We start from the raw sequence: 21,600 nt of genomic DNA, 5'->3' as shown, positions 1-21,600 counted from the left end.
ACGAGGTCATTACCTTCCTGACCATCAAGAAAGTCATCGCTATCCCCACCAAGCATAATGTCATTGCCGCTGCCGCCTAGCAGGGTATCATTGCCTTCTCTACTAATGAGAGTGTCACTCCCGTCCTCACCTTGGAGTTGGTCATTGCCAGCCCCACCAAGCAGGATGTCAATGCCGCTACCGCCAAGCAGGGAGTCATTGCCGTTCCCGCCATTGATAAAGTCGTCGTTAGTCCCGCCAAGGACGGTGTCATTGCCGTTATCGCCAAAGAGGCGGTCATTACCAGCCCCACCATTGACAGAGTCATTCCCGTCCCCACCACTGAGGAAGAAGTCATTGCCAGCTCCGCCCAAGAGGGTGTCATTGAACCTAGAACCAACGACTCTTTCAATCTCCAACAGGACATCATTCCTGTCCTGCCCTGTAACGGTTCCGGTGGCAAGGTTAATCGTGACTCCGGCAGTGGCATTGAAATAAGCAGCAGTATCAACACCAGCTCCACCCAAGAGTCGGTTATTGCCAGTCCCACCACGCAAGGTATCATCGCCATCCCCACCACGGACAATATCGTTGCCTTCCTCGCCATCAAGCAGGTCACTACCAACTCCACCATCAAGTAGGTCATTGCCTCCTCTACCAAAGAGGGTGTCATTACCGCGCCCGCCAGTTAGGGAATCGTTGAAACCAGAACCAAAGACTTGTTCGATATTAAATAGGACATCATTCCCAGCCCCTCCACTGGCAGTTCCAGTCACTAGGTTAAGGGTGACACCAGCAGTGCTATTTGAATAGTCAGCAGTATCAATGCCAGTCCCACCAAAGATTTTGTCATCCCCGTCCCCTGCTTCTAGTCGGTCATCGCCAGCCCCGCCAAGGAGGATGTCATCACCAGCCTGACCAATCAAGCTGTCATTGCCATCCTCGCCATCAATCAAGTCATCGTCAGCCCCGCCATTGAGTGTGTCAACCCCTTCCCCACCAAAGAGTTGGTCTTTACCGTCTTCTCCAGCGAGTCGGTCATTTCCGTCCCCGCCTTCGAGAAGGTCATTGCCAGAGCCAGCAAGGAAAGCATCATTACCGAACCCACCAAGCAGGGTGTCGTCACCGCCTCTGCCAAGGAGTTGATCGTCATCCTCCTCGCCATCGAGAAGGTCATTGCCAGATCCACCAAGGAGGACATCATCGCCTAACCCACCAAGCAGGGTGTTCTCGCCGTCCTCACCATTGAGAAGGTCATTGCCGTCCTCGCCATTAAGCGAGTCATTGCCAGCCCCACCCAAGAGGTCATCATTGCCGCCCTGACCAAAGAGGTTATCATCACCGCCCTGACCAAGGATAGCGTCATTCTCAAACGTGCCAATTAGAGTGTTATTCTTGTTGTCTCCAATAATGTCTGCCATATCAATCCCCTCGGTTATAAGTTTGATTCAGAGATATTCGCTGGCAGAGGTGTCATCTATGAGTAGCCCTGCCAGCGGGGAGAAACCCTAGATAGGTAGTTAAAATTAAATGCAGCATCTACTTAGACTGGTTTCGTAACCGCTCAATAATCCGGGGGAAATCGCTCAGTGACAAGGCTCAAATGGCGTAAACTCGTTCCTGAACTGGTAGTTCGCCCCGATTTATTGAGCGGATACCTGGTTTCTTGGTCTAGACACTGCCTAAATAGCTATCACTAGCATAGGGCAAACGCATCTTATTTGCTACTAAAAACTAAAAGAGGAATGGCACTAAGAAAAGCTGAAACGCTTGTGGTTTAAGCAGTTTGCAATTGTTTGCGTAATTCATGCCGTGGTTTGGTCATTAAGGAGTAGGCTTTTGGACGACGTTTACGAACTCATGGTTCGTTTCTAGCAGGACGGTCAGGAACAGCCTTGTCAGCAATAACTTTGAGTTGCATTGCGATAAATTTTAAGACATTTTGTTGAAGTTGCAGCTAATAATTCGGGAATAAAGTTATCTAAATGATGGCGAGTACCTTGCTTTCGACTTGGGCAAGGGAGGAGTGCCATAAGAGGCTATTTATAAAGTAAATCTAAAAATGAGGAGAAAGGAGTTACTGTAGTCATAAAATACCTTGCAAACTGTGTATTTACGTAGTTGCTTATGGCACGAAAGTCTTACCCCACAGACTTAACTGATATGGAGTGAGAAATCCTGGAACCCTTGATTCCAGCAGCCAAATCTGGAGGACATCCACGCACAACTGATATGCGGGAGGTTTGTACCCGGATTTCTCACAATTGAGAAAAAACGCTTAGGCTTGGTGCTTTCTTGATCGCAACTACACTATGGGGAGACTGTTTTTTGAGCGTGACGAGAAACTTGCCAGTCTTATCCACTAAAGACTCTGTTACCTTTTCGGTTGTTTTTTCTAAGGCTTTGGTAGCTATTATAGTGCCAACAGCGATCGCCGCAGTTTCAAGTATCATATCCTGCTTTGACTATATGTATGCTATCTAATTATTAACACACTGCCTTTTTTCTAAATTCTCTAATTTTTAGCACCTAGTCCTGGCAATTAGAAATCGCTTGGTGCAACTGTTTCATCAACAAAATCATGGTTTTCATCAACAAAAACATGTTTTTCATCAACAAAATTATGTTTTTCATCAACAAAAACATGTTTTTCATCAACAAAAACATGTTTTTCATCAACAAAATCATGTTTTTCATCAACAAAATCATGTTTTTCATCAACAAAATCATAATTTATGTGATAAATACTGATATCTGCATTGCTTTAGATACAAATTTATGAGGATTTCACTGAGCTAAAATACAGCTTTAGTAAGGCAAACTAGCTCTAAAGCAGAATGAAAGGAATACATTTATGCCTGGTCAAAAACGTACATACCGCGTTTTAGAAAAAGCTGAATTAAGAGCGGCGGGACTTAAAGCAATTGATCCCAGTATGGATTTTGGGGATGCTCGCAACTTGCAAAACATGACACAACTAATTGAGCAGTACCGTAGCAAGATAGATGCTTATAATACTGCTTTGTCTGTGATTAACTCTTCTAGAACTGAGATGGACGAATTGGACAAAACCTTAAGTGACCTCACTGAGAAAATGCTGATTGGAGTTGCTTTTAAATACGGCAAAGATAGCCGTGAATATGAAATGGCGGGTGCTGTTCGCAAAAGCGATCGCATCCGCAAAAGCACAGCAACACGTTTAAAGACGACTCTCAAGGAAGCGGCTAGTGAGAATGCTAAAACTGCATCATAGCCTTAGTGGACTGGATGGAGCGATCGCAGAATAAATTGTTGGTAAATTGAATTGAGTGCAAGACACCAATCGATACTCTCACAATTACTGCGTCGGCTTGGTAAATCTGACGTTGAGTGTGAATGCACACGCCTTGATGGTCATAGATAATTTGGTTAAAATTTTTTCAATATCTTGTGGGGTGGGCATCTAACCCGCCCTGATTATCTAACTTGAATGCTGATTAGCTTATCACTCACTACAAAGCCAATACGCTTGGGTTAAGGCTAAAACTCTTAGTCAAAGTCAAATTTTTTAACGAACCGCCTTTCCTTCCCTACGGGACGCTGCGCGAACGGAACGCTATGCGTTCGCGCAGCGTCTCTAAGAGTTGGACGCCTTCGCGCAGCGTCTCTAAGAGTTGGACACAGAGAGAAGAAAGAAATGTTTAACTGAACTGTATTGACTACAAAGCGATCGCTACTTGGAAGTATTTCTCCCTGTGCTTGGGTGGCTGACTTAAGGATCAAGTTAGCAAATCCGAGAATTTTCTACCATCATCCTCATCAGGCGCGGGAAATAAAAACACTGAAGTGCCCCAAAAAAATTGAAACCCCTCAAATTTATACCAAGACTTACTTACAGCCATATACGTATTTATTTATAGCGGATTTTTGCTCTGCTTGGGTTCTCAACGACTATTTACACTAAACTTGGTGACCAGTCTTTTAGCCTTGAGTATACTTTGTTTCTAACTCCCGACAAAATGGGCGAACCAGAAGTATTATGTGCTGTTATAACTAGCACTATACTGTGTGGTGTATTTGGTTAAAGATTTAATGTGTGAATGGGTGAAAATTGTATTTTTTTTGCGAAGAATTGTCCCTTATCTAATATTTCAGAAAATTTACATGAAAATAAGCGTAATCTATTCAAACTTTAAGTTAATCAGTGTAAGCTATTTATGTAAATATGTTTATCGCAAAACTATTGAACCACTTAGACTAATTCTGCGAAAGGAGGTGTAAAAAAACTTACGCAAGTCTTTGTGTATATGTTTAAAGAGACTAAACATGACTGTAAAAAGATTGAGTTTAGTAGCTTCTAAGCAAACCAAGCAATATTGTTGTTGAAATGAGATTTTTATTGAGTAGTAAAATCTCAAAAAATCATGATTTGCTTTATAGTTTTTCTTGTCTCTTAACTATAGCCAGCCCCAAGCCAGCTTTTTAATGCTGGAGTTTACGGACTGTAGACAGAAGCATCCCCTACTAAATTGATTTTAATACTTTGGCAAAGCCGTAGACGCAAAGCATCTAAATTCCTATTCAACCTCTTGCTGAAAGTACGAATCTTGTGGCGACCGAAGACACCGCAAGGATTGATGCTTTGCGAGCAAAGAAGCTTGGCTATGCAAACGTCTAGCCCAATATGTTGGCATTCACATTAGTGATTGTCAAGATCAACAGTCAGTTACAACGAGTGGCGCTGATTCTCAAATAAAAATACTCTTTATATAAACTCTTTTCTTCCAGTAAGTTTAGGGTTTCCTTGCAGATATAAAAGTATCAAATAACACTTTTTATTATTTTTTAAATTTCGACCAATAGCTAAATTTTGTCTTGGAGGTTAGAAAATGCCAGCCGTGCTTTCTGGGGAAGATGTAGGCGAAAGGCTCTTGTACACGTTGGGTGCAAAGCTTTCAGAAAAAGAATTACAAAATTTATTGGCAGCAATGGAAATTGTGGAGCCACCACCAGCAAAGCAGTTCTGGCAATCTGCACAGACAAATCCTGGTATCTATATTATCCTTACAGGTAAAGTTAGACTGTTGGATAGCTCTGAGAATTTAATCACTAGCTTTGGTGCTGGGTCTATTTTTGGCGAATTGACTCTTTTTCCCGAAGCTGACTTTAGTCCTTATGCAGTCAGAGCTTCGACAAGCTTAAAACTGGGCTATTTCAGACAAGACGCATTGCAAACATTGATAGACAAGTATCCTAATATCCGCGATCGCCTTTTTGCCCGTGCAGAACTTTGGGATTTGCTATTGTTATGTCGCCAAACCTCACAATTACCGTGCCATACATCACTTGTACCAGGGATGCTCAAAGCTTTATCTCTCTTTGAGCGACAGCATTTAGAAACTGGTATAACTACGCAAGTATCGCAAGATTCTGAGTTATGCCTATTGTACAAAGGTCAACTGCGGCATATTGAAGGCCATTTTTTGACACCAGGCACAATCTTTGCCCAACCAAAACAAGATGATTGGCAGGTAAGTCAACCAACAATTGCTTACATTCTGAAAAACGACCAGATGCAAACAGCACTAGAATACTTCCCGGAGTTGGGGAATTGGGGAGTGGGTAGAGACGCGATTAATCGCGTCTGTACTGGGGAGTGGAGAAAGACGCGATTAATCGCCTCTGTAGTAAAGAGTGGGGAAAAAACTTCCCAATCTCCAAAATCTAAAATCATTCTTTTTCCCCAACGAGATCAGCAGTCACAACAACAACCAAAAAAATCACGTTTTTACTTTCCTACTCCGAAAGTGCAAGTGGGGCATTGGTGGAGACACCTGACAAAGAGCTATCCCTTCTATGCCCAACAAAGTGCTGCCGATTGTGGCTCTGCTTGCTTGGTAATGATTGGTAACTATTGGGGCAAGCATTTTAGTATCAATCGCCTGCGAGATATGACCAACGTCAACCGCAGTGGTGCATCTCTAAAGGCTATGGCAACAGCAGCAGAAAACCTGGGTTTTGCCACCCGTCCGGTGAAAGCCACTCTTGATAAATTAGCAGAACAACCTTTACCTGCAATTGTCCACTGGGAAGGCAAACACTTCATCGTTGTCTATGAAATCACCAAAAAGCGGGTGATTGTATGTGACCCGGCTCTTGGTCAACGCAGCCTGACAAAAACTGAATTTCAAGCGGGTTGGAGTGGCTATGCATTGTTACTGGAACCTACAGCTTTATTACAAAATACTAAAAACGAAAGTACAAGCTTCTGGAAGTTTTTTGAGTTAATCAAACCTCACTATCGGGCATTATTAGAAATCTTTGCAGCTTCAATATTAATCCAAATATTTGGATTGGTAACGCCAGTTTTCACTCAGTTATTGCTCGATAGAGTACTTGTGCAACGTAGCGTTACAACTCTAAACGCCATTGGTTTGGGGATGATTATTTTTGGGTTATTTGGTGTGGCTGTCAATGCTCTGCGGCAATATCTGCTATTTCATACTGCTAACCGCGTTAGTATTGCCCTACTCGTAGGTTTTATCAAACATACCTTCCGCTTACCCCTTTCTTATTTCGAGTCGCGTTTTGTTGGGGATATAGTCTCGCGCATCCAAGAAAACCAGAAAATTCAGCAATTCCTTACTGGTCAGACACTCTCCATTTTACTGGATATGCTGACATTGGTGGTTTATTTGGGCTTAATGTTCTCTTATAGCTGGCGCATGTCATTATTCGTGCTGTGTACAGTACCGCCATTTTTTATTTTGGCACTAGCTAGCACAAATATTTTGCGCCGGATGTCCAGAGAAATTTTTAATGCAGGCACTAAAGAACAAAGCTATCTCATAGAATCTCTGAGCGGAATTCGTACCGTCCGTTCATTGTCAATTGAACAGACTGTACGCTGGCGTTGGGAGGAACTGCTGAATGATTTAGTCAAAAAAGGCTTTAATGCTCAAATAATTGGTAATCAGCTGCAAATTCTCAGTGGCGTTATCCAAACTTTTGTCAATACTGCATTGCTGTGGTATGGAGCGACCCAGGTAATTAATGGTGAACTGACGATTGGACAATTAGTTGCTTTCAATATGTTGGTGGGTAACGTCTTGAGTCCTTTCCAGAGGTTATCTATGCTATGGAATCAATTGCAAGAAATTGTGATTTCCACCGAACGCATAAATGATGTGTTGGAGGCAAAACCAGAAGAAGATTTAGAAACTAAACCCCGGAAGTCGTTGGGTAAGCTGCGCGGTCACATTAGCTTTGATAATGTCACCTTTCGCTATCACTCAGAAAGTGAGACTAACGTCTTAGAAAATCTTAACTTTGAAATCCAGCCAGAACAGATGGTTGCAGTAGTAGGGCGCAGTGGTTCTGGAAAAACAACCCTGAGTAAATTGATTTTGGGTTTATATCCACCGACAGATGGCAAATTACTGATTGATGGTCGTGATATCACGAGTGTTTCGTTGCGATCGCTGCGTTCTCAAATCGGCGTTGTAGACCAAGATACCTTTCTCTTTGGTGGGACTATTCGGCAAAACATTGCGATCGCTTATCCAAATGCTTCTTTAGAAGAAATTATCCAAGCAGCAAAATACGCCGGAGCCGATGAATTTATTCAAAAACTACCGATGGGTTACGAATCCGAAATTGGTGAAGGCGGCGGTATGCTATCTGGTGGACAACGCCAACGCCTAGCGATCGCTCGTGCTTTGCTGGGAAATCCTCGGTTATTACTGTTTGATGAAGCCACTAGCCATTTAGATTCCGAATCAGAACGAATTATTCAAAACAACCTCAAAACAATTCTTCAAGGACGCACAAGTGTAATCATTGCCCATCGCCTCTCTACAGTCCGCAACGCTGACTTAATTCTAGTTTTAGATCAAGGCGTTTTGGTAGAAAGCGGTACCCATGACGAGTTAATCACTAAAAAAGGTCATTATTACTACCTGAATCAACAACAACTGGCTCAAGTTAGTTGAGATTGGGCATTGGGCATTAGCCAGAAGTTAGCAATTATTCTCCCCTCTTCCCCCACCTCCCTACTCCCCACCTTCCCCACTCCCTAGCTACTTTTATCGGAACTAAAGCTATGCCATCTCCCAATAGATCATCCCCATTTCCTCAAGATCAGACAGATAAGTATCAAAGTTACACACAGCAGGAGGAATCTGTAGAGTTTAACGAGGAGAAAGAGGTAGAAAATGACAGTCAAGATTTGCACTACGGTACTGAAGCATTGCTCAATGCCTTACCTCGAATTTGGACTCGTGGTTTGCTGTATGCACTCATAGCCTTTGCTGGTTTGTTTTTGCCTTGGGCAACTCTCTCGAAAATAGATGAGACTGGTAGTGCTAGAGGGCGTATAGAACCGAAAGGCGCAACTCAAAAATTAGACGCTCAAGCTGGTGGGAGTGTCAAAGCAGTTATGGTCAAAGAAGGAGACACAGTTAGAGCCGACCAGGTTCTAGTAGAACTAGAGTCTGATGTCCTGCAAACGGAACTGCAACAAGTGCAGAGCAAATTGCAAGGGTTACAAAATCGGCAATCGCAACTGGAACTGCTCAAAAATCAACTCCTAATGTCAACTAGCCTCTTAAAGCAACAAAATAAATCCCAAGAATTAGAAAAAATGGCTCAAGTTAACCAGGCGCAGCAAAACCTGGATGCCAAACTGAGTAGCTATAATCTCCAAAAGTTAGAAAAGCAAGCATTAGTTAAGCAAGCACAGCAGCAGATTTACACAACTCGCAACGATCAGCAATCGGCTAAAAGCCTTTTGAGTATAGATTCTAGGCAAGTTCAACGCTTTAGCAAACTCGTTCAGGATGGTGCAGTTTCTGCAACCCAAATTGATCAACTCAAAAAAGAAGAACAAGAAAGTAAACGACTCTATAGCAAGGCTATATCAGATATTAAACAAGCAGAATTGGGTTTAGCGGAAGAACTAAGTCGTTATCAAGTAACTATCAAAACGTTGGAGTCGGATATAAAACAAGCAAAACTCAGACTGCAAGAAGAACAAAGTAGCTATAAAAGTTTGACGCAAGCTGGGGAACTAGCTGTAATGAAAAATCAGGAACAGTTAAAAGACATACAGGCGCAAATAACAGCAGTGCAATCAGAAGTGGCTCAGACTAAAAGCCAGATTACATCTATAAAAGTTCAGATACAGCAACGAGTGGTGCGATCGCCAATTAATGGGGTGATTTTTGAATTACCCACCACTAAACCGGGAGCAGTAGTACAACTCGGTCAAAGGATTGCCCAAATCGCACCCAAGAATGCAGACTTCGTACTCAGAGCTAATATGCCTAATCAAGATAGTGGTTTCTTAAAGCTAGGAATGCCAGTTAAAGTCAAGTTTGATGCCTATCCCTTCCAAGAGTATGGCATCGTACCTGGAAAAGTTACTTGGATCTCTCCTGACTCGAAAATTACCCAAACACCCCAAGGGAACATTGAAAACTATGAGTTAGAAATCACCTTAAAGCAGCAGTATGTCGAAAATGGTAACAAACGTATTCCACTAGGTGCAGGTCAGACAGCAAACGCTGAAGTGATCATTCGCCAACGGCGGGTGATTGATTTTGTTTTAGATCCGTTCAAGAAACTGCAAAAAGGCGGTTTAGAGATTTAGTCAGAGCAATGCCTACGGCGGCAAGCTACACACTGGAATTAAAAAATACGACAAGGGAAATTAGAGGAATAAATAACTCTTAACTCCTGTACAGACGCGATTAATCGCGTCTCTACTCCTAACTCCTAAACAGACGCGATTAATCGCGTCTCTACTCCTAACTCCTGTACAGACGCGATTAATCGCGTCTCTACTCCTAACTTCTAACTTAACAATGCCCTTAATTATTGGAGATATCATGTTATGCCCCACAATCTGATAATTTCCAGTTCAGATATTATTCACAGCCTCAAACTTTCCTGTCAGATCCCTGATGTAGTGGAGGCGATCGCATCGCAAAGCATCATTACCGAAGCAGCTCAAGAGCTAGGAATTACAGTTACTCCAGAAGAACTACAGCAAGAAGGAGATGGCTTAAGGTTTGCGAAGAAGCTTGTCAAAGCTAAAGACACCTGGACATGGCTAGAAAAACACCACCTGTCTGTGAATGAGTTTGAAGAATTAGCCTACAACAACATCCTTTCGCAAAAGTTAGCAAATCATCTATTTTCCGATCAACTCGAAAAGCACTTTTATGAACACCAACTAGATTATGTCGCCGCCGTTACCTACGAAGTCGTCTTCGAGGATCGAGACTTGGCTTTAGAGCTTTTTTATGCTCTAGAAGAAGGCGAAATCAATTTTCCTGAAATTGCTCGTTTATATATTCCAGAACCAGAACTCCGCCGTGCTTATGGATATCAAGGACTTCGATACCGCAAAGATTTTCGCCCAGAGATTGCAGCTGCTGTATTTGCTGCTGCACCGCCAAATGCTCTCAAACCGATTACGACACCCAAGGGAGTGCATTTAATTTGGGTGGAAGAAATTATTCAACCCCAATTAGATGAACAATTGCGCCAAAAAATCATTACAGAATCATTTTCTCATTGGTTAAAGCAACAAATCAACGCGATGATAATTGTCACTCAGATAGACTCAGATGCAAATGTGCGAGCGCAGGATAAATTCCTAGATACATTTAGCAATACTTAACAGGTTATTAAATTACAAATGTTTTTTAAGCTAACTATCTTAGCTGATTTAAGGTAGATGTATCTAGCGTTATAAAATGTTGTGTATGTGCTATTGTTTGCTTAAAAATTTAATATTTTTTCGTTTTGTCTATCTTTGTAAGCACATCCGCAAAATGCTATTTTAGCGCAATTATAAACTTAAATTAAATCGCTATAAGCGTTGTCTGGCAATAATAAAATTAAATTCAGGAAGATGATGTTTTGGTTGGAGGCGATGGCTATAACAAATTTGTTTTCAACGTTAGCGATAGCTTGTTGGCAGGTAAGCTTGGTGCTGTTCAAGATTCACTAGTTGGTATTGGTATTGATATTGGTCTCGATAATATTTTCAACGTTAGCGATAAATTGTTGAAAAGTGAGTTTGATGTCATTCAAGATTTTAAAATTGGTATTGATAAGATTGAATTTACAGGCTTGCATGAGATTAAGCCTGACACTTGGTTAAATGAGATGTTTTATCAAGGAAATATAACCAATGCTAATGATGGTCTCTTTTTAAATTTTAATGCTGAAGACGCTCAAGTAACATTACTGCTATCAGGTGTAAATTCTAAGCAGTTTAGCTCTGATTCGATCATATTTTCTTAGAAGAATTTACTACTAACGCTTTGCGTAGTTCGTAATTCGTAATACCTGTTTCTTATGGTTTTTAGACAATAGCCACTAAGATGAAATCAGGTATGTAAAAACGATACGGATGACACTACAAGACGCACGAGAATACGCACCAGCAACCGAGCGCAATCGCGAACCAATTCTAGAAGTACTTTTACAAGTATTGCCTGGGAGTGGCACAATCTTGGAAATCGCCAGTGGTACTGGTGAACACGCAGTCTTTTTTGCGCCCAGACTCAGAGATTGTATGTGGTTACCAACAGATACAAATCCACAAAGAAGAGCCAGCATTATTGCATGGACTGAACACAATGTATGTAATAATATTTATCCACCGCTTGAACTTGATGTTAGAGAACCAGTTTGGGCAGTGGAGGAGGGCGCGGTAACCCAGTGGCTGGATACCTCGCCAATTATTGCCATCGTCAACATCAATATGATTCACATTTCACCTTGGTCAGCCTGTCTGGGGCTAATGGCAGGGGCAGGTCGTATCTTAAAAGCAGGAGGTATCCTCTATTTGTATGGGCCCTTCAAACAAGGTGGAGAACATACAGCACCGAGTAATGCAGCTTTTGACAACTCTTTACGCGCCCAAAACCCAGAGTGGGGTATACGTAACTTGGATGATGTTGTAGCAGCAGCTAGCGCACAAAATCTCACCTTGAAACAAACTTACCAAATGCCAGCTAATAATCTTTCAGTAGTATTTCAACGAAAATCTGCGGGAATCTCATCCCATTAGTCATTAGTCATTAGTCATTGGTACTAATGACTAATACTTCTCAACGAGAGGCTGCATCTATTAAGGTTAGCAACAACAATAACGTTTCATATTTCATCTGTCTACAGGTATATTTTGTTAATAACATCAGTTAGAACTGATAAATCTTAACCAGAAACGATACGAGGGGTGAACAAGTTCGTAGTAAAGACTTTAGTCCTAGATTTTTAAGCAGGCTTTGTGCTGACTACAAACTCATCAAAATTTATGGGACAGACCACTAGTTCTTTTGAAGATGGCAATATTTAGCTGGTAAAATCTACCAGTGCAGTTAACTAACGTTTTGTTGTTTTACCATAAGTGCTATATTGGCTCTTGACCCGACCGAGTACAAACTATGTATAAACCCAGAGAACAGCGAAGTCGAGGTGTTGTACTTAGTACTACAGGACAGTCAGGGGGAGTGGGCAGATGAACAAAAATACTGGGCAAATTGGTGTTTTTTCCCTGTTTAAAGGCGTACCTCTACGTCTCATTTTAGTAGCGTTGTTTCTGCTGCAAATTTTGCTAGCTGTGGGATTAACTGCATATTTATCGATCCACAATGGGCAAAAGGCAGTCAATGAGGTAGCTAGTGAATTGCGTTATGAAGTCGCTAATCGAGTAGAGCAGAATTTACAGACTTATCTCTCAACTTTGCGTCAAGAACTGCGCGGTAATCAAAATGTCATTGACATCGGGTTGCTGAAGATGGAAAATTTGGCAACCTGGGAGTCATACTTAATAAAGCAGTTAGAGATTTTTCCTGATGCCATCGCTTTAACGGCAAGCAATGAACAGCTTGAACACTTAGCGGTGGAAAAGCTCAACGATCGCCAATTTTTGCTAAGATTTGCCGACAAGTCAACTGGGTACGACCTCTACACTTACAAAATTGACTCTCTTGGTCAACGTACCCAACTCCCAGAGGCGATCAAAAACTATGATGCGCGATCGCGTCCTGATTATCAAGCAGCAGTTACCGCCAAAAAATTCAGCTTTAGTCAGATTTTTACACCCCTCACTGAACCAACGCTTCTGATTAGTGCATCTCAACCTATATATAACTCCCAAGGTCAGTTACTCGGTGTCAACAGCACTCTAACTCATATATCACAAATCGGAGATTTGCTGCAAAATATTAAAGTTGGCACGTCTGGGCAAGTTTTTATTATCGAGCGATCGGGGCTATTAGTCGCAAGTTCCACAACTGAAGAACCATTCCGCTTACAAAATGGTAAACCTATTAGGTTGGCAGCTTCCCAAAGCGGGAATTCTTTGACTCAAGCAACCGCTAAATATTTAGCAACTAAATTTAGTAACTTTGACGAGATTCAAAGTTTACAGCAACTAGATTTCTCTTTTAACGGCAAACGACAATTTTTAGAAATTAGACCGTTACAAGGCGAACCAAATATCAACTGGCTAATTGTAGTGGCTGTCCCAGAAGCAGACTTTATGGGACAAATTGATCGCAGCACTCAAACCACAATTTTTCTCTGTCTGGGAGCATTAGGATTAGCTACTTTACTGGGGATTGTCACCGCCCGTTGGATAACTCAGCCAATTTTGGACTTCAGCACGGCGACAAAAGATTTAGCAGATTTGACTAATGGCAAAGACTCAGTGGTGACAGTACAAGGCATTAAAGAACTAGAGGTGCTGGGTGGATCTTTCAACGAGATGATGCAACAGTTACGCAAAACCTTTATTGCACAGATTACCAAAATTGAAGAGTTAGAATTGCAAGTTAAGCAGCGAACTCAAGAATTACAGCAAGAGATTCAAGTACGGATTAACAGTGAGCAAAGACTGGAAAAGCATCATCAGGTGTTGGTAGAACTGGCAAATCACAGGGCGATTTCTGAAGGAAAGCTGGAAGCGGCATTCAAAGTTATTACCGAGAAAGCAGCAAATGCTTTAGAAATAGAACGAGTCAGTGTGTGGTTATTCAATGGCGATGCCTATGGCGGGCTGCGCCAACGCACCAAACTACAATGTATAAGTCTCTATGAACGTAGCAATCAGAGACATTCGGCAGGTTTAGAACGCAACCTTGCAGATTATCCCATCTACTTTAAATCCCTGACATCTGCGCGGATTATTACCGTCACCGACACTCGCACCGATCTACGGATACAAGAATTATGGGATGAACTGCTAGAACCAAATAATATTGTATCCCTAATTAATACCTCGATCTGGGTTGGGGGCGAAGTCGTGGGAACGGTATTGTATGAACAGATTGATGTTCCCCGGATATGGGAAATGAGCGAGCAAAACTTTGTTAGCTCAATAGCTGAATTTGTCGCCCTAACTTTAGAAGTATGCGATCGCAAAAGTGCAGAATCCGCTCTGCATGAGGCGAAAGAAGCGGCCGAAGTCGCAAATCGTGCCAAAAGAACCTTTTTAGGAAATATGAGCCATGAATTGAGAACTCCCTTAAGCTCTATTCTTGGAATCACAGAAGCACTCCAAAATCAAGTGCACGGTACTGTAACCGAAGAACAGCGCCAGTCCTTAAATACCCTCGAATCCAGTGGCAAGAATTTACTAGAATTGATTAACCAGATCCTTGAACTTACCGACATCGAATCCAGCAAGATAGAACTGCAACTAGCTGCTACTTCGATTCAAGGATTATGTGACTCTAGCTTGAGTTTTGTTAAACATTTAGCGTTCCAGAAAAAGATCCAACTGAGTGTACAAATACCTGAAGAACTCGAACCTATCCAACTTGATGAACGCCGCATCCGCCAAGTATTTATCAACCTGTTGACTAACGCTATCAAGTTTACTAAAGAAGGAGGCAAAGTTTGGATTGAAGTCCAGCCAAATTCCACAAACGAATATATCTTTTTCAGCGTGGTAGATACTGGTATTGGTATGCTTTCCGATGATCTTTTCCAATTATTTCAACCTTTTGTGCAAGTTGAAAATTCCTCTACGGGTCGTTCTCCAGGCACCGGTTTAGGATTAGTGATGGTGCAAAATATTGTCGAGTTACATGGTGGTACTGTCCACGCCGAAAGTCAGTTAGGGAAAGGCAGTCGATTTACAGTCAAACTCCCTTGGAAAAAGGTCTAAAAATGGGGAGTGGGGTGTAATGACTGTGGTTAGCATAACTATTTATGCAAACATGATATCAGAGACTCAATTTAGATTCAATCCTGAACTACCAATAACACATCGCCGCGCACTGACTTGCACTGACTCGCATTGATATAGGACTGAAGAAAATCTTACTTTCTTCATCATTAGTCAATAAAATTACTTGTACAATGTCTAAGATAGTAATGAAAAGTTTGTAGTAAGTACAAAGCGTGCTTAGAGAATAAGGGTTACAGCAGAATTCAAGTATTTGAACCACATCTTTTGTAAGGGTTTAGCAATGCTAAACCCCTACCGCGTGGTCTATTTACCTGAAAATAGCTGTAAAGTCACACTTCTAGTAAGTGCCAATAATTTTATTTTTTATGTTTGCATAAAACACAAAATTTGAGGTGAATAGTATTGTATGCTTGTCTGGGATTTTTTGAAGTTTATACTAGGCAACATTCCTGCTGTTACGATCGCTTGGGATTGCCTGTATAAAATGTATCAACTGTTAGAAATTATTTTAACTGTCTGGAATCCTATTTAGTCACAGTGAAGTTATAACTCAACGTTAGTTTAAAAAGGATTGATATGCGCTTACCTATTGCTATTGGTGCAATCTTAGTAGCATCTTTGAGTTTGACCGCTCCAGTAATGTCTGTGCCTCCTACGCATGGAGTAAAAACAGAGATTAGTAACTCGAACTTAACACGGCTAAAAATTAATCGCCAATTGTGGAATCGACAAAAAATTACCAACTATCGCTACAAACTTAGCAATAATTGCTTTTGTGTTCCCGATTTCAGAGGGCCATTAATCATTGAAGTACGTAACGGGATCACAAAGTCTATCACGAATGCTCAAACTGGTAAGCGAGTAAATTCAGAGGCATTACAACAATATAGTACAATTCCTAAGCTCTTTAATTTGATTCAGAAGACGATCAACGGTGGAGAATCGGAACTAACTGTAGTGTACGACCCAAAACTTGGTTATCCAACCCAAATTAATATCGGTAATCTAGCTGCCGATGCTGGAGTATTTACTACAATTAGCAATTTTGAAGTACTTCATTAGGGTTTATACTAAATCGATAAGGCTGTTTTTGAGAATCTGATAAATCCGCACTAAGAAAACCTTACTACTTAGTTTCTTGATGACAACCTGGACTTACAGTGTCAAATAGAATTTATATCAAGTTCAGCTGATTACTTATAATCAAATCTATCAATGTAGGTTGGAACCTACAGATGTTATAAGTGTTTAATCGAACTTTATATTACACCCACAAAATAACAAAAGCAACCCAACCCAAATATTTGCTGATGGAGAACTAGTTAAATTAAGGGGCGGGTTGTTAGAGGTTGTTTGAAAAGTGTTTCGCTGTAATTTTAAGCACTTTTTATACCGACAAGAGGAATTTTCAAACATCCTCTTATCTCGACTTTATCCAAAATTAAGAACTCGGTTTTCTTTATCCGCCAAAAACCCTGGCTTTTTGGCAAATACTTTTTCCACGTCACAGATTATCAATGAAGTTAAAAAAGTAAAACTACCGTCCCACAAAGGTTTGAGCGATAGCGATCGTGCAACGACTCCGCAGGAGTATCGCGTTGTGAAAAAATAGATAAAGTTGAGCTTATACGATATTTTTTATTTTGCTGCCCTGACTTTCTATTATATAAATGCTCTGGTTAGCTATATTTACTCGATCTGTTGCAGATTACTAATTGTAAAGAATATTGTATCATCAGTTCTTTGCTTATCATAATCAATATTAATTTGAGTGGGGTAGCCAAGTATTGGGTTATATTGTACAGTCAAGTTGTCTGCTTTTTGAATGAACGCATTTTTAATGATATTAAAGAGTTTAGGAATTGTATTATATTTTGGAAATAATGCTTTATCTACTGGGTTTTTAGCATCTTTATAAGTAATGGAAGTCGTGATTCCATTGCGGACTTCAATAATTACTGGTTCTGTGGCTTTGGGTAAACAATTGCAACTTCTAGTAAATTCATAGCGATAGTTAGAGATGTTTTTTCGTCTCCATAATCGATAATTAATCTTAAATTGTTCTAAGATAAAACTAGTAGACGCTGGTTTTTGGGCTACCTGTATAGGAGGTTGAGATATTACAGGCGTACTCAAACCCAAAGACGCGACTAAAATGGCACTAATTGCAATTGGTAAGCGCATATAAATCTATTCTTAACTCCAATTGCTTAGTTTAACGTGCTTCAAGATGATTGCCAAAAAACAGAAATTATTTTTGACACTCATCCATAGCCTAGTTTTACTCATCTAGACGGACTGCGATCGCAATCTCCTGCGCGTCTACATTCCACCTCTGAACTCAAATGTATATTTACTTCAGAGAATAGGTCTTCGCGGCTCAAACAAAGAGTTGCAGGAGTACACCCAACAGGTGTATCGCCGCAATTTCGACCAAGTATATAGAGGCGCTGTAGTTTACCGTCTGTGAAAAATTTTATTACAATGCAGATGTCCACTAGGCGGCGTGCTGTCTATCCACGTAAATCGAGAAGATAATCGATGAGTAATCAACTACAAGACTACAATCCTAGCGGCATAGGTGAAGTAAATGGCAACCTCTTAGGTTTGCCCTGCGATTATGAGTCTGCAAACCTGATTGTCTTTGGTGTACCGTGGGAAGTCACTGTTTCTTATGGCGCAGGCACTGCTAACGGCCCACAGCGAATTCTCGATGCTTCGACTCAACTAGATTTGTTCGATTTTGATAACCCTGATGGTTGGAAGCAGGGAATTTTCATGGTGGAAATTCCCCAAGATATTTTAGAGAAGAATATATACTACCGCGTCTTGGCAGCAAAAATTATTGAGCGATTAGCCCAAGGTAAACAACTCTCAGATACACCTGATTTAACACCTGTCCTCAGAGAAATTAATCAGGCTGGCCAACAGGTTAATCAATGGCTGTTTGAAAATTGTCAGCAAGCAATTAACAAGGGTAAGCGAGTTGCAGTTATTGGTGGAGATCACAGTTCGCCGTTAGGTTATTTCCAAGCATTAGCGGCTGAGTACACAAACTATGGCATTTTACACATTGATGCCCACGCAGATTTACGCGATGCTTATGAGGGATTTGAGTTTTCTCATGCGTCGATTATGTTTAATGCGATGAAAATACCGCAAATTTCCAAGCTGGTGCAAGTGGGTTTGCGTGATATTAGTCATGATGAAGTGCAAATGATAGACCAATCTAGCGATCGCATTATTGCATATTACGACCCAGCCATTAAACAAAAGCTTTACTCTGGAACAACTTGGCTTGATTTATGCCGAGAAATTATCAGTCATTTACCTGAGTATGTTTATATTAGCTTTGATGTAGATGGTCTAGATCCAAAACTCTGTCCGAGTACAGGTACTCCTGTTCCAGGTGGGTTGGAATTAGAACAAACATTTTGTCTGTTCCGGGAATTGGTCAATAGTGGGAGAAAAATTATTGGCTTTGATATCTGCGAAGTCGGTGATGCTGAGTGGGATGGCAATGTTGGGGCGCGGGTAGTTTACAAGCTGGCAAATTTGATCGATTTATCTCAGCATAATTCGTAATCACGCTCGTTCCGACGCTCCTACGTCGCTCATAGCGTTGCCATGCCGCAGGCTTTACGCTACCCTAACGTAATTGGAAGACAAATTGTCAAGTTAAAAGGGCGATCGCTTTATCTTTTTTGAGAATTGACCAATAGCGATCGCTAAATTATAAGCTTTGATATCTGTAAAGTTGGTAATTCTGAATGGGATAACTGTGAAAATCTAAAAAGTATTTAGTCGTTATCTTCAACTTGATATGAGCGTAGCAGATTTATTCCCAACCTTGTACAAGCTATCTCGTGCAGATATCAAGGTCATGCAGTTTTTAGTTCAAGAACTAGCGACAGAAGAAGAAGCATTGTCGTTACAGCCAGGAGTCACTTATCATGTGTGGTCTCCCTATAATTCCCATGAAGCTGCTAATAAACTAGCTGCACTGTTAGAAGAAGACAGACTCACCATTATTTGCCACTTTTGCGAGTAAACCGCAGACTTCTTCATCCGTAGTTTGGGGAAAGTTTTCGTACCAAAGACCAACGCTTTGGAAAGGGCTAGGTGTCGAGACACAAACAATTTTGTCTACCTCTGCTTCCAACTCTTGGCAAGTTTCAGGTGCGGCGACAGGCACAGCAATCAGAATCTGAGCGGGTTGCTGTTTTCGCACAGCCACAACAGCAGCCCACATGGTTGCACCCGTGGCTAAACCATCATCTACTAAAATGACCGTGCGTCCTTGTAAATTTGGGAAGGGACGATCTGGGCGATAAAGCCGTTCTCGCCGCTCTAACTCCCGTTCTTCTTGCACCGCCACCCTAGCAATTACTTCATCGGATATCTTCACCTGGCTGATAATATATTCATTGAGTATCCGCACACCACCAGAAGCGATCGCTCCCATAGCTAGTTCTTGTTGCTCAGGCACACCCAATTTACGTACCACCAAAACTTCTATTGGGGCATTTAATGCTTTAGCAACCTCAAAGGCAACGGGTACGCCACCCCTTGGTAGCCCTAATACCAGAACATCTGGGCGGTTAGTATAAGCGGCTAACTCTTTAGCCAAAACTTGACCCGCAAACCTCCGGTCTTTGAATCGCATGGTGTGACACTCCTGATTAGTTTACAAAAAAATTAAGAGCTCTGCATCACCACGCGAACTGAGATGGGCGCGATTTTGCACCTGTCCAATAAACTCATCGTGTTGCATTTTCCCTCCAGATTTGTCTTAATGCATGACTTGTTATATTTTCAGATGTTCTGAACTGATCTTAGAAAGCTAAAAATTCCGTGTCCTCTGACTAACGAGGCGACATCTTCGATCTACAGTTCTATCAAACGGATGAGTTAATTTCATTGGACGGAGATTTTCGCATCTTGGGTTGATCCCATTTCACCACTCTACACTCTACACCCGGGCCGAAATCGTTTGGCAAGAGAAAAAGCTTACCGTAGGCGACAGTAAACCAGTTGCCATTTAATACCAATTTTAAAAATGATTCCGACAAATGGACAGAGAAAACCTAGATACACCAAGCGGTTTCCAATCCAAAATCTAAGAGCGTTCGACTCAGCGTTCGCGAGTGCGTCTCCAAGAGTTGCCAAAGTCCAAAATCCAAAATGGTATAAATTTTCTCCCACTTCCCAATGTTTATTGTTAAAATTATACTGAGTACTTTTTTTACTACATATTACAAAAATTACTTAACCAATGGTAGATGCCAAAATCTATAAAAATATAGTGATAATTACATTACTAATTTGCCAACTGCTTCCTTATGCTTGCATTATCTTTTACTTACATAATTTTGATACTATCTTTACATTATCTTTTAATTATGAGTGTGGGATTATACACAATATGCTCCTTCGTTAGACAATACGTAGTGTAGGACTCATATTTGATTGCGTGAAAAAAACTCACTACACCTTTATTCCTTCTTCCTAGTATTGAGCGATGCACTGAGCGCACTCGTTGTGTCCCTAGTATTGTGTCCCCAGTCTCTACGAGTAATTCAGGAATCAAATCGGATTGCTATATTATGCTTGGTATTAGAGAAAAAACCTCATCAAAATTACCCACATAACACTTTTGAATAAAAATTCATAGGGTATAATAACTGAATATTGCTCAGATATTTTTAAAATTAAAAGCAGGATTTTTTAATGATCAGCTTAAGTAATTCGGAAAACGGCACAGCTAGCAGCACAGCAGCCACTAAGAGGCTGGCAAGGGCGATCATGGTTTCTGGTGGCGAGTTCTCACTGATATTAGCTTGTTGTAATTGTGTTGAAAGGCAGCAGCAAGTGTTGAATGTGTTAACAGAATTTTCATCAGCAGACATCCACGAAATGCTGCTCTCACCTGCAACAGACACATTGTATACAGCTATTACAACTGCGATTGGGGCGACTCAACCCGAAGCTTTGATGGTACGGGGTTTAGAATCTGTAATGGAAATTAACCAACTAATCATCAGTACCAACATTATGCGAAATCAATTTCCGAAAGAGTTCCGGTTTCCGTTGGTGTTGTGGGTCAATGATGAAATTCTGTGCAAGCTAGTTTGGCTAGCACCCGATTTCAAAGACTGGGCAGCAAGTACTATTAGATTTGATGTACCTCAGAATCAGTTAATTGAAGCTGAACACCAAGCGATTAGCGCCTAATATTGCCTGAGATTACTTGCAAAATATTGTAGACGCTAGGTTGAGCCGAGCAAAACCTCAGCTACGGTTATGTAGGATTCTTTTCTAAAATTACTTTTATTTAACTCTCGCTTACGAAGGTGAGGAAAAAAGTATTGCAAGCTTTTCTCGCAAGCTATTTTCCTAGACAGTGGTGTGGATTCTCTTCTTCAATA

Annotated in this window: 15 protein-coding genes and 1 pseudogene; 12 read left to right on the top strand and 4 right to left on the bottom strand. The window is 41.2% G+C overall.

Features of this window, described 5'->3' with window-relative positions; all coding sequences use genetic code 11:
• Positions 1-1,400, bottom strand: a 1,400-nt coding sequence (locus ACFFAP_RS07660; protein WP_375510658.1) for a calcium-binding protein, incomplete at its 3' end; no start/stop codon positions are given.
• 706 nt (positions 1,401-2,106) lie between these two features.
• Here ACFFAP_RS07660 and ACFFAP_RS07655 point away from each other — a divergent pair.
• Positions 2,107-2,235 (top strand): annotated as a pseudogene (locus tag ACFFAP_RS07655) (IS5/IS1182 family transposase); the annotation flags it as partial.
• A gap of 2 nt (positions 2,236-2,237) precedes the next feature.
• Here the strand turns inward: ACFFAP_RS07655 and ACFFAP_RS07650 are convergent.
• Positions 2,238-2,432 carry a hypothetical protein gene (locus ACFFAP_RS07650; RefSeq protein WP_375510657.1) on the bottom strand — a complete coding sequence of 65 codons (195 nt, stop codon included), beginning with the start codon at positions 2,430-2,432 and terminating at the stop codon, positions 2,238-2,240.
• Between the two features lie 401 nt (positions 2,433-2,833).
• Here ACFFAP_RS07650 and ACFFAP_RS07645 point away from each other — a divergent pair, with 401 nt between their 5' ends.
• The 8 genes from ACFFAP_RS07645 (at position 2,834) to ACFFAP_RS07610 (ending at position 16,234) form a co-directional block, all read left to right on the top strand.
• Positions 2,834-3,232 (top strand): hypothetical protein, encoded by a 399-nt coding sequence (locus ACFFAP_RS07645; RefSeq protein WP_375510656.1) that lies wholly within the window; start codon positions 2,834-2,836, stop codon positions 3,230-3,232.
• A 1,615-nt stretch (positions 3,233-4,847) separates the two neighbouring features.
• Positions 4,848-7,949, top strand: coding sequence for a peptidase domain-containing ABC transporter (locus ACFFAP_RS07640; protein WP_375510655.1), 3,102 nt, complete (start codon positions 4,848-4,850; stop codon positions 7,947-7,949).
• 110 nt (positions 7,950-8,059) lie between these two features.
• Positions 8,060-9,607, top strand: coding sequence for an HlyD family efflux transporter periplasmic adaptor subunit (locus tag ACFFAP_RS07635; RefSeq protein WP_375510654.1), 1,548 nt, complete (start codon positions 8,060-8,062; stop codon positions 9,605-9,607).
• A 243-nt stretch (positions 9,608-9,850) separates the two neighbouring features.
• Positions 9,851-10,642: a peptidylprolyl isomerase gene (locus ACFFAP_RS07630; protein ID WP_375510653.1), complete on the top strand. Its 792-nt coding sequence runs from the start codon at positions 9,851-9,853 to the stop codon at positions 10,640-10,642.
• A gap of 242 nt (positions 10,643-10,884) precedes the next feature.
• Complete coding sequence (locus ACFFAP_RS07625) at positions 10,885-11,271, top strand: M10 family metallopeptidase C-terminal domain-containing protein (RefSeq protein WP_375510652.1); 387 nt, start codon at positions 10,885-10,887, stop codon at positions 11,269-11,271.
• Positions 11,272-11,380: 109 nt separating this feature from the next.
• The gene (locus tag ACFFAP_RS07620) at positions 11,381-12,043 is read left to right on the top strand and encodes a DUF938 domain-containing protein (RefSeq protein WP_375510651.1); all 663 of its coding nucleotides are present in this window, start codon (positions 11,381-11,383) and stop codon (positions 12,041-12,043) included.
• A gap of 450 nt (positions 12,044-12,493) precedes the next feature.
• Positions 12,494-15,148: an ATP-binding protein gene (locus tag ACFFAP_RS07615; RefSeq protein ID WP_375510650.1), complete on the top strand. Its 2,655-nt coding sequence runs from the start codon at positions 12,494-12,496 to the stop codon at positions 15,146-15,148.
• Between the two features lie 600 nt (positions 15,149-15,748).
• Positions 15,749-16,234, top strand: a complete 486-nt coding sequence (locus ACFFAP_RS07610; RefSeq protein ID WP_375510649.1) for a DUF6174 domain-containing protein — start codon at positions 15,749-15,751, stop codon at positions 16,232-16,234.
• Positions 16,235-16,861: 627 nt separating this feature from the next.
• Here ACFFAP_RS07610 and ACFFAP_RS07605 read toward each other — a convergent pair.
• Positions 16,862-17,356: a DUF6174 domain-containing protein gene (locus ACFFAP_RS07605; RefSeq protein ID WP_375510648.1), complete on the bottom strand. Its 495-nt coding sequence runs from the start codon at positions 17,354-17,356 to the stop codon at positions 16,862-16,864.
• Between the two features lie 357 nt (positions 17,357-17,713).
• Between ACFFAP_RS07605 and speB the strand changes: the two genes are divergently transcribed.
• Both speB and ACFFAP_RS07595 read left to right on the top strand, forming a co-directional pair.
• Complete coding sequence (gene speB, locus ACFFAP_RS07600; protein ID WP_375510647.1) at positions 17,714-18,757, top strand: agmatinase SpeB; 1,044 nt, start codon at positions 17,714-17,716, stop codon at positions 18,755-18,757.
• 238 nt (positions 18,758-18,995) lie between these two features.
• Positions 18,996-19,223, top strand: coding sequence for a hypothetical protein (locus tag ACFFAP_RS07595; protein WP_375510646.1), 228 nt, complete (start codon positions 18,996-18,998; stop codon positions 19,221-19,223).
• Here ACFFAP_RS07595 and ACFFAP_RS07590 read toward each other — a convergent pair.
• The gene (locus tag ACFFAP_RS07590; RefSeq protein WP_375510645.1) at positions 19,179-19,838 is read right to left on the bottom strand and encodes a phosphoribosyltransferase; all 660 of its coding nucleotides are present in this window, start codon (positions 19,836-19,838) and stop codon (positions 19,179-19,181) included. The genes ACFFAP_RS07595 and ACFFAP_RS07590 overlap by 45 nt on opposite strands.
• A gap of 1,064 nt (positions 19,839-20,902) precedes the next feature.
• Between ACFFAP_RS07590 and ACFFAP_RS07585 the strand changes: the two genes are divergently transcribed.
• Complete coding sequence (locus tag ACFFAP_RS07585) at positions 20,903-21,406, top strand: hypothetical protein (RefSeq protein WP_375510644.1); 504 nt, start codon at positions 20,903-20,905, stop codon at positions 21,404-21,406.
• Positions 21,407-21,600: the final 194 nt, after the last annotated feature.

This window comes from uncultured Nostoc sp., assembly GCF_964245575.1.
Classification (GTDB): Bacteria; Cyanobacteriota; Cyanobacteriia; order Cyanobacteriales; family Nostocaceae; genus Nostoc.
This window is presented reverse-complemented; position numbering and strand designations above follow the sequence as displayed.

Excerpts from the sequence above, each read along its gene's own strand:
- ACFFAP_RS07650 (WP_375510657.1), bottom strand. The coding sequence starts at position 2,432 with ATGATACTTGAAACTGCGGCGATCGCTGTTGGCACTATAATAGCTACC.
- ACFFAP_RS07645 (WP_375510656.1), top strand. The coding sequence starts at position 2,834 with ATGCCTGGTCAAAAACGTACATACCGCGTTTTAGAAAAAGCTGAATTA.
- ACFFAP_RS07640 (WP_375510655.1), top strand. The coding sequence starts at position 4,848 with ATGCCAGCCGTGCTTTCTGGGGAAGATGTAGGCGAAAGGCTCTTGTAC.
- ACFFAP_RS07635 (WP_375510654.1), top strand. The coding sequence starts at position 8,060 with ATGCCATCTCCCAATAGATCATCCCCATTTCCTCAAGATCAGACAGAT.
- ACFFAP_RS07630 (WP_375510653.1), top strand. The coding sequence starts at position 9,851 with ATGCCCCACAATCTGATAATTTCCAGTTCAGATATTATTCACAGCCTC.
- ACFFAP_RS07620 (WP_375510651.1), top strand. The coding sequence starts at position 11,381 with ATGACACTACAAGACGCACGAGAATACGCACCAGCAACCGAGCGCAAT.
- ACFFAP_RS07615 (WP_375510650.1), top strand. The coding sequence starts at position 12,494 with ATGAACAAAAATACTGGGCAAATTGGTGTTTTTTCCCTGTTTAAAGGC.
- ACFFAP_RS07610 (WP_375510649.1), top strand. The coding sequence starts at position 15,749 with ATGCGCTTACCTATTGCTATTGGTGCAATCTTAGTAGCATCTTTGAGT.
- ACFFAP_RS07605 (WP_375510648.1), bottom strand. The coding sequence starts at position 17,356 with ATGCGCTTACCAATTGCAATTAGTGCCATTTTAGTCGCGTCTTTGGGT.
- speB (WP_375510647.1), top strand. The coding sequence starts at position 17,714 with ATGAGTAATCAACTACAAGACTACAATCCTAGCGGCATAGGTGAAGTA.
- ACFFAP_RS07595 (WP_375510646.1), top strand. The coding sequence starts at position 18,996 with ATGAGCGTAGCAGATTTATTCCCAACCTTGTACAAGCTATCTCGTGCA.
- ACFFAP_RS07590 (WP_375510645.1), bottom strand. The coding sequence starts at position 19,838 with ATGCGATTCAAAGACCGGAGGTTTGCGGGTCAAGTTTTGGCTAAAGAG.
- ACFFAP_RS07585 (WP_375510644.1), top strand. The coding sequence starts at position 20,903 with ATGATCAGCTTAAGTAATTCGGAAAACGGCACAGCTAGCAGCACAGCA.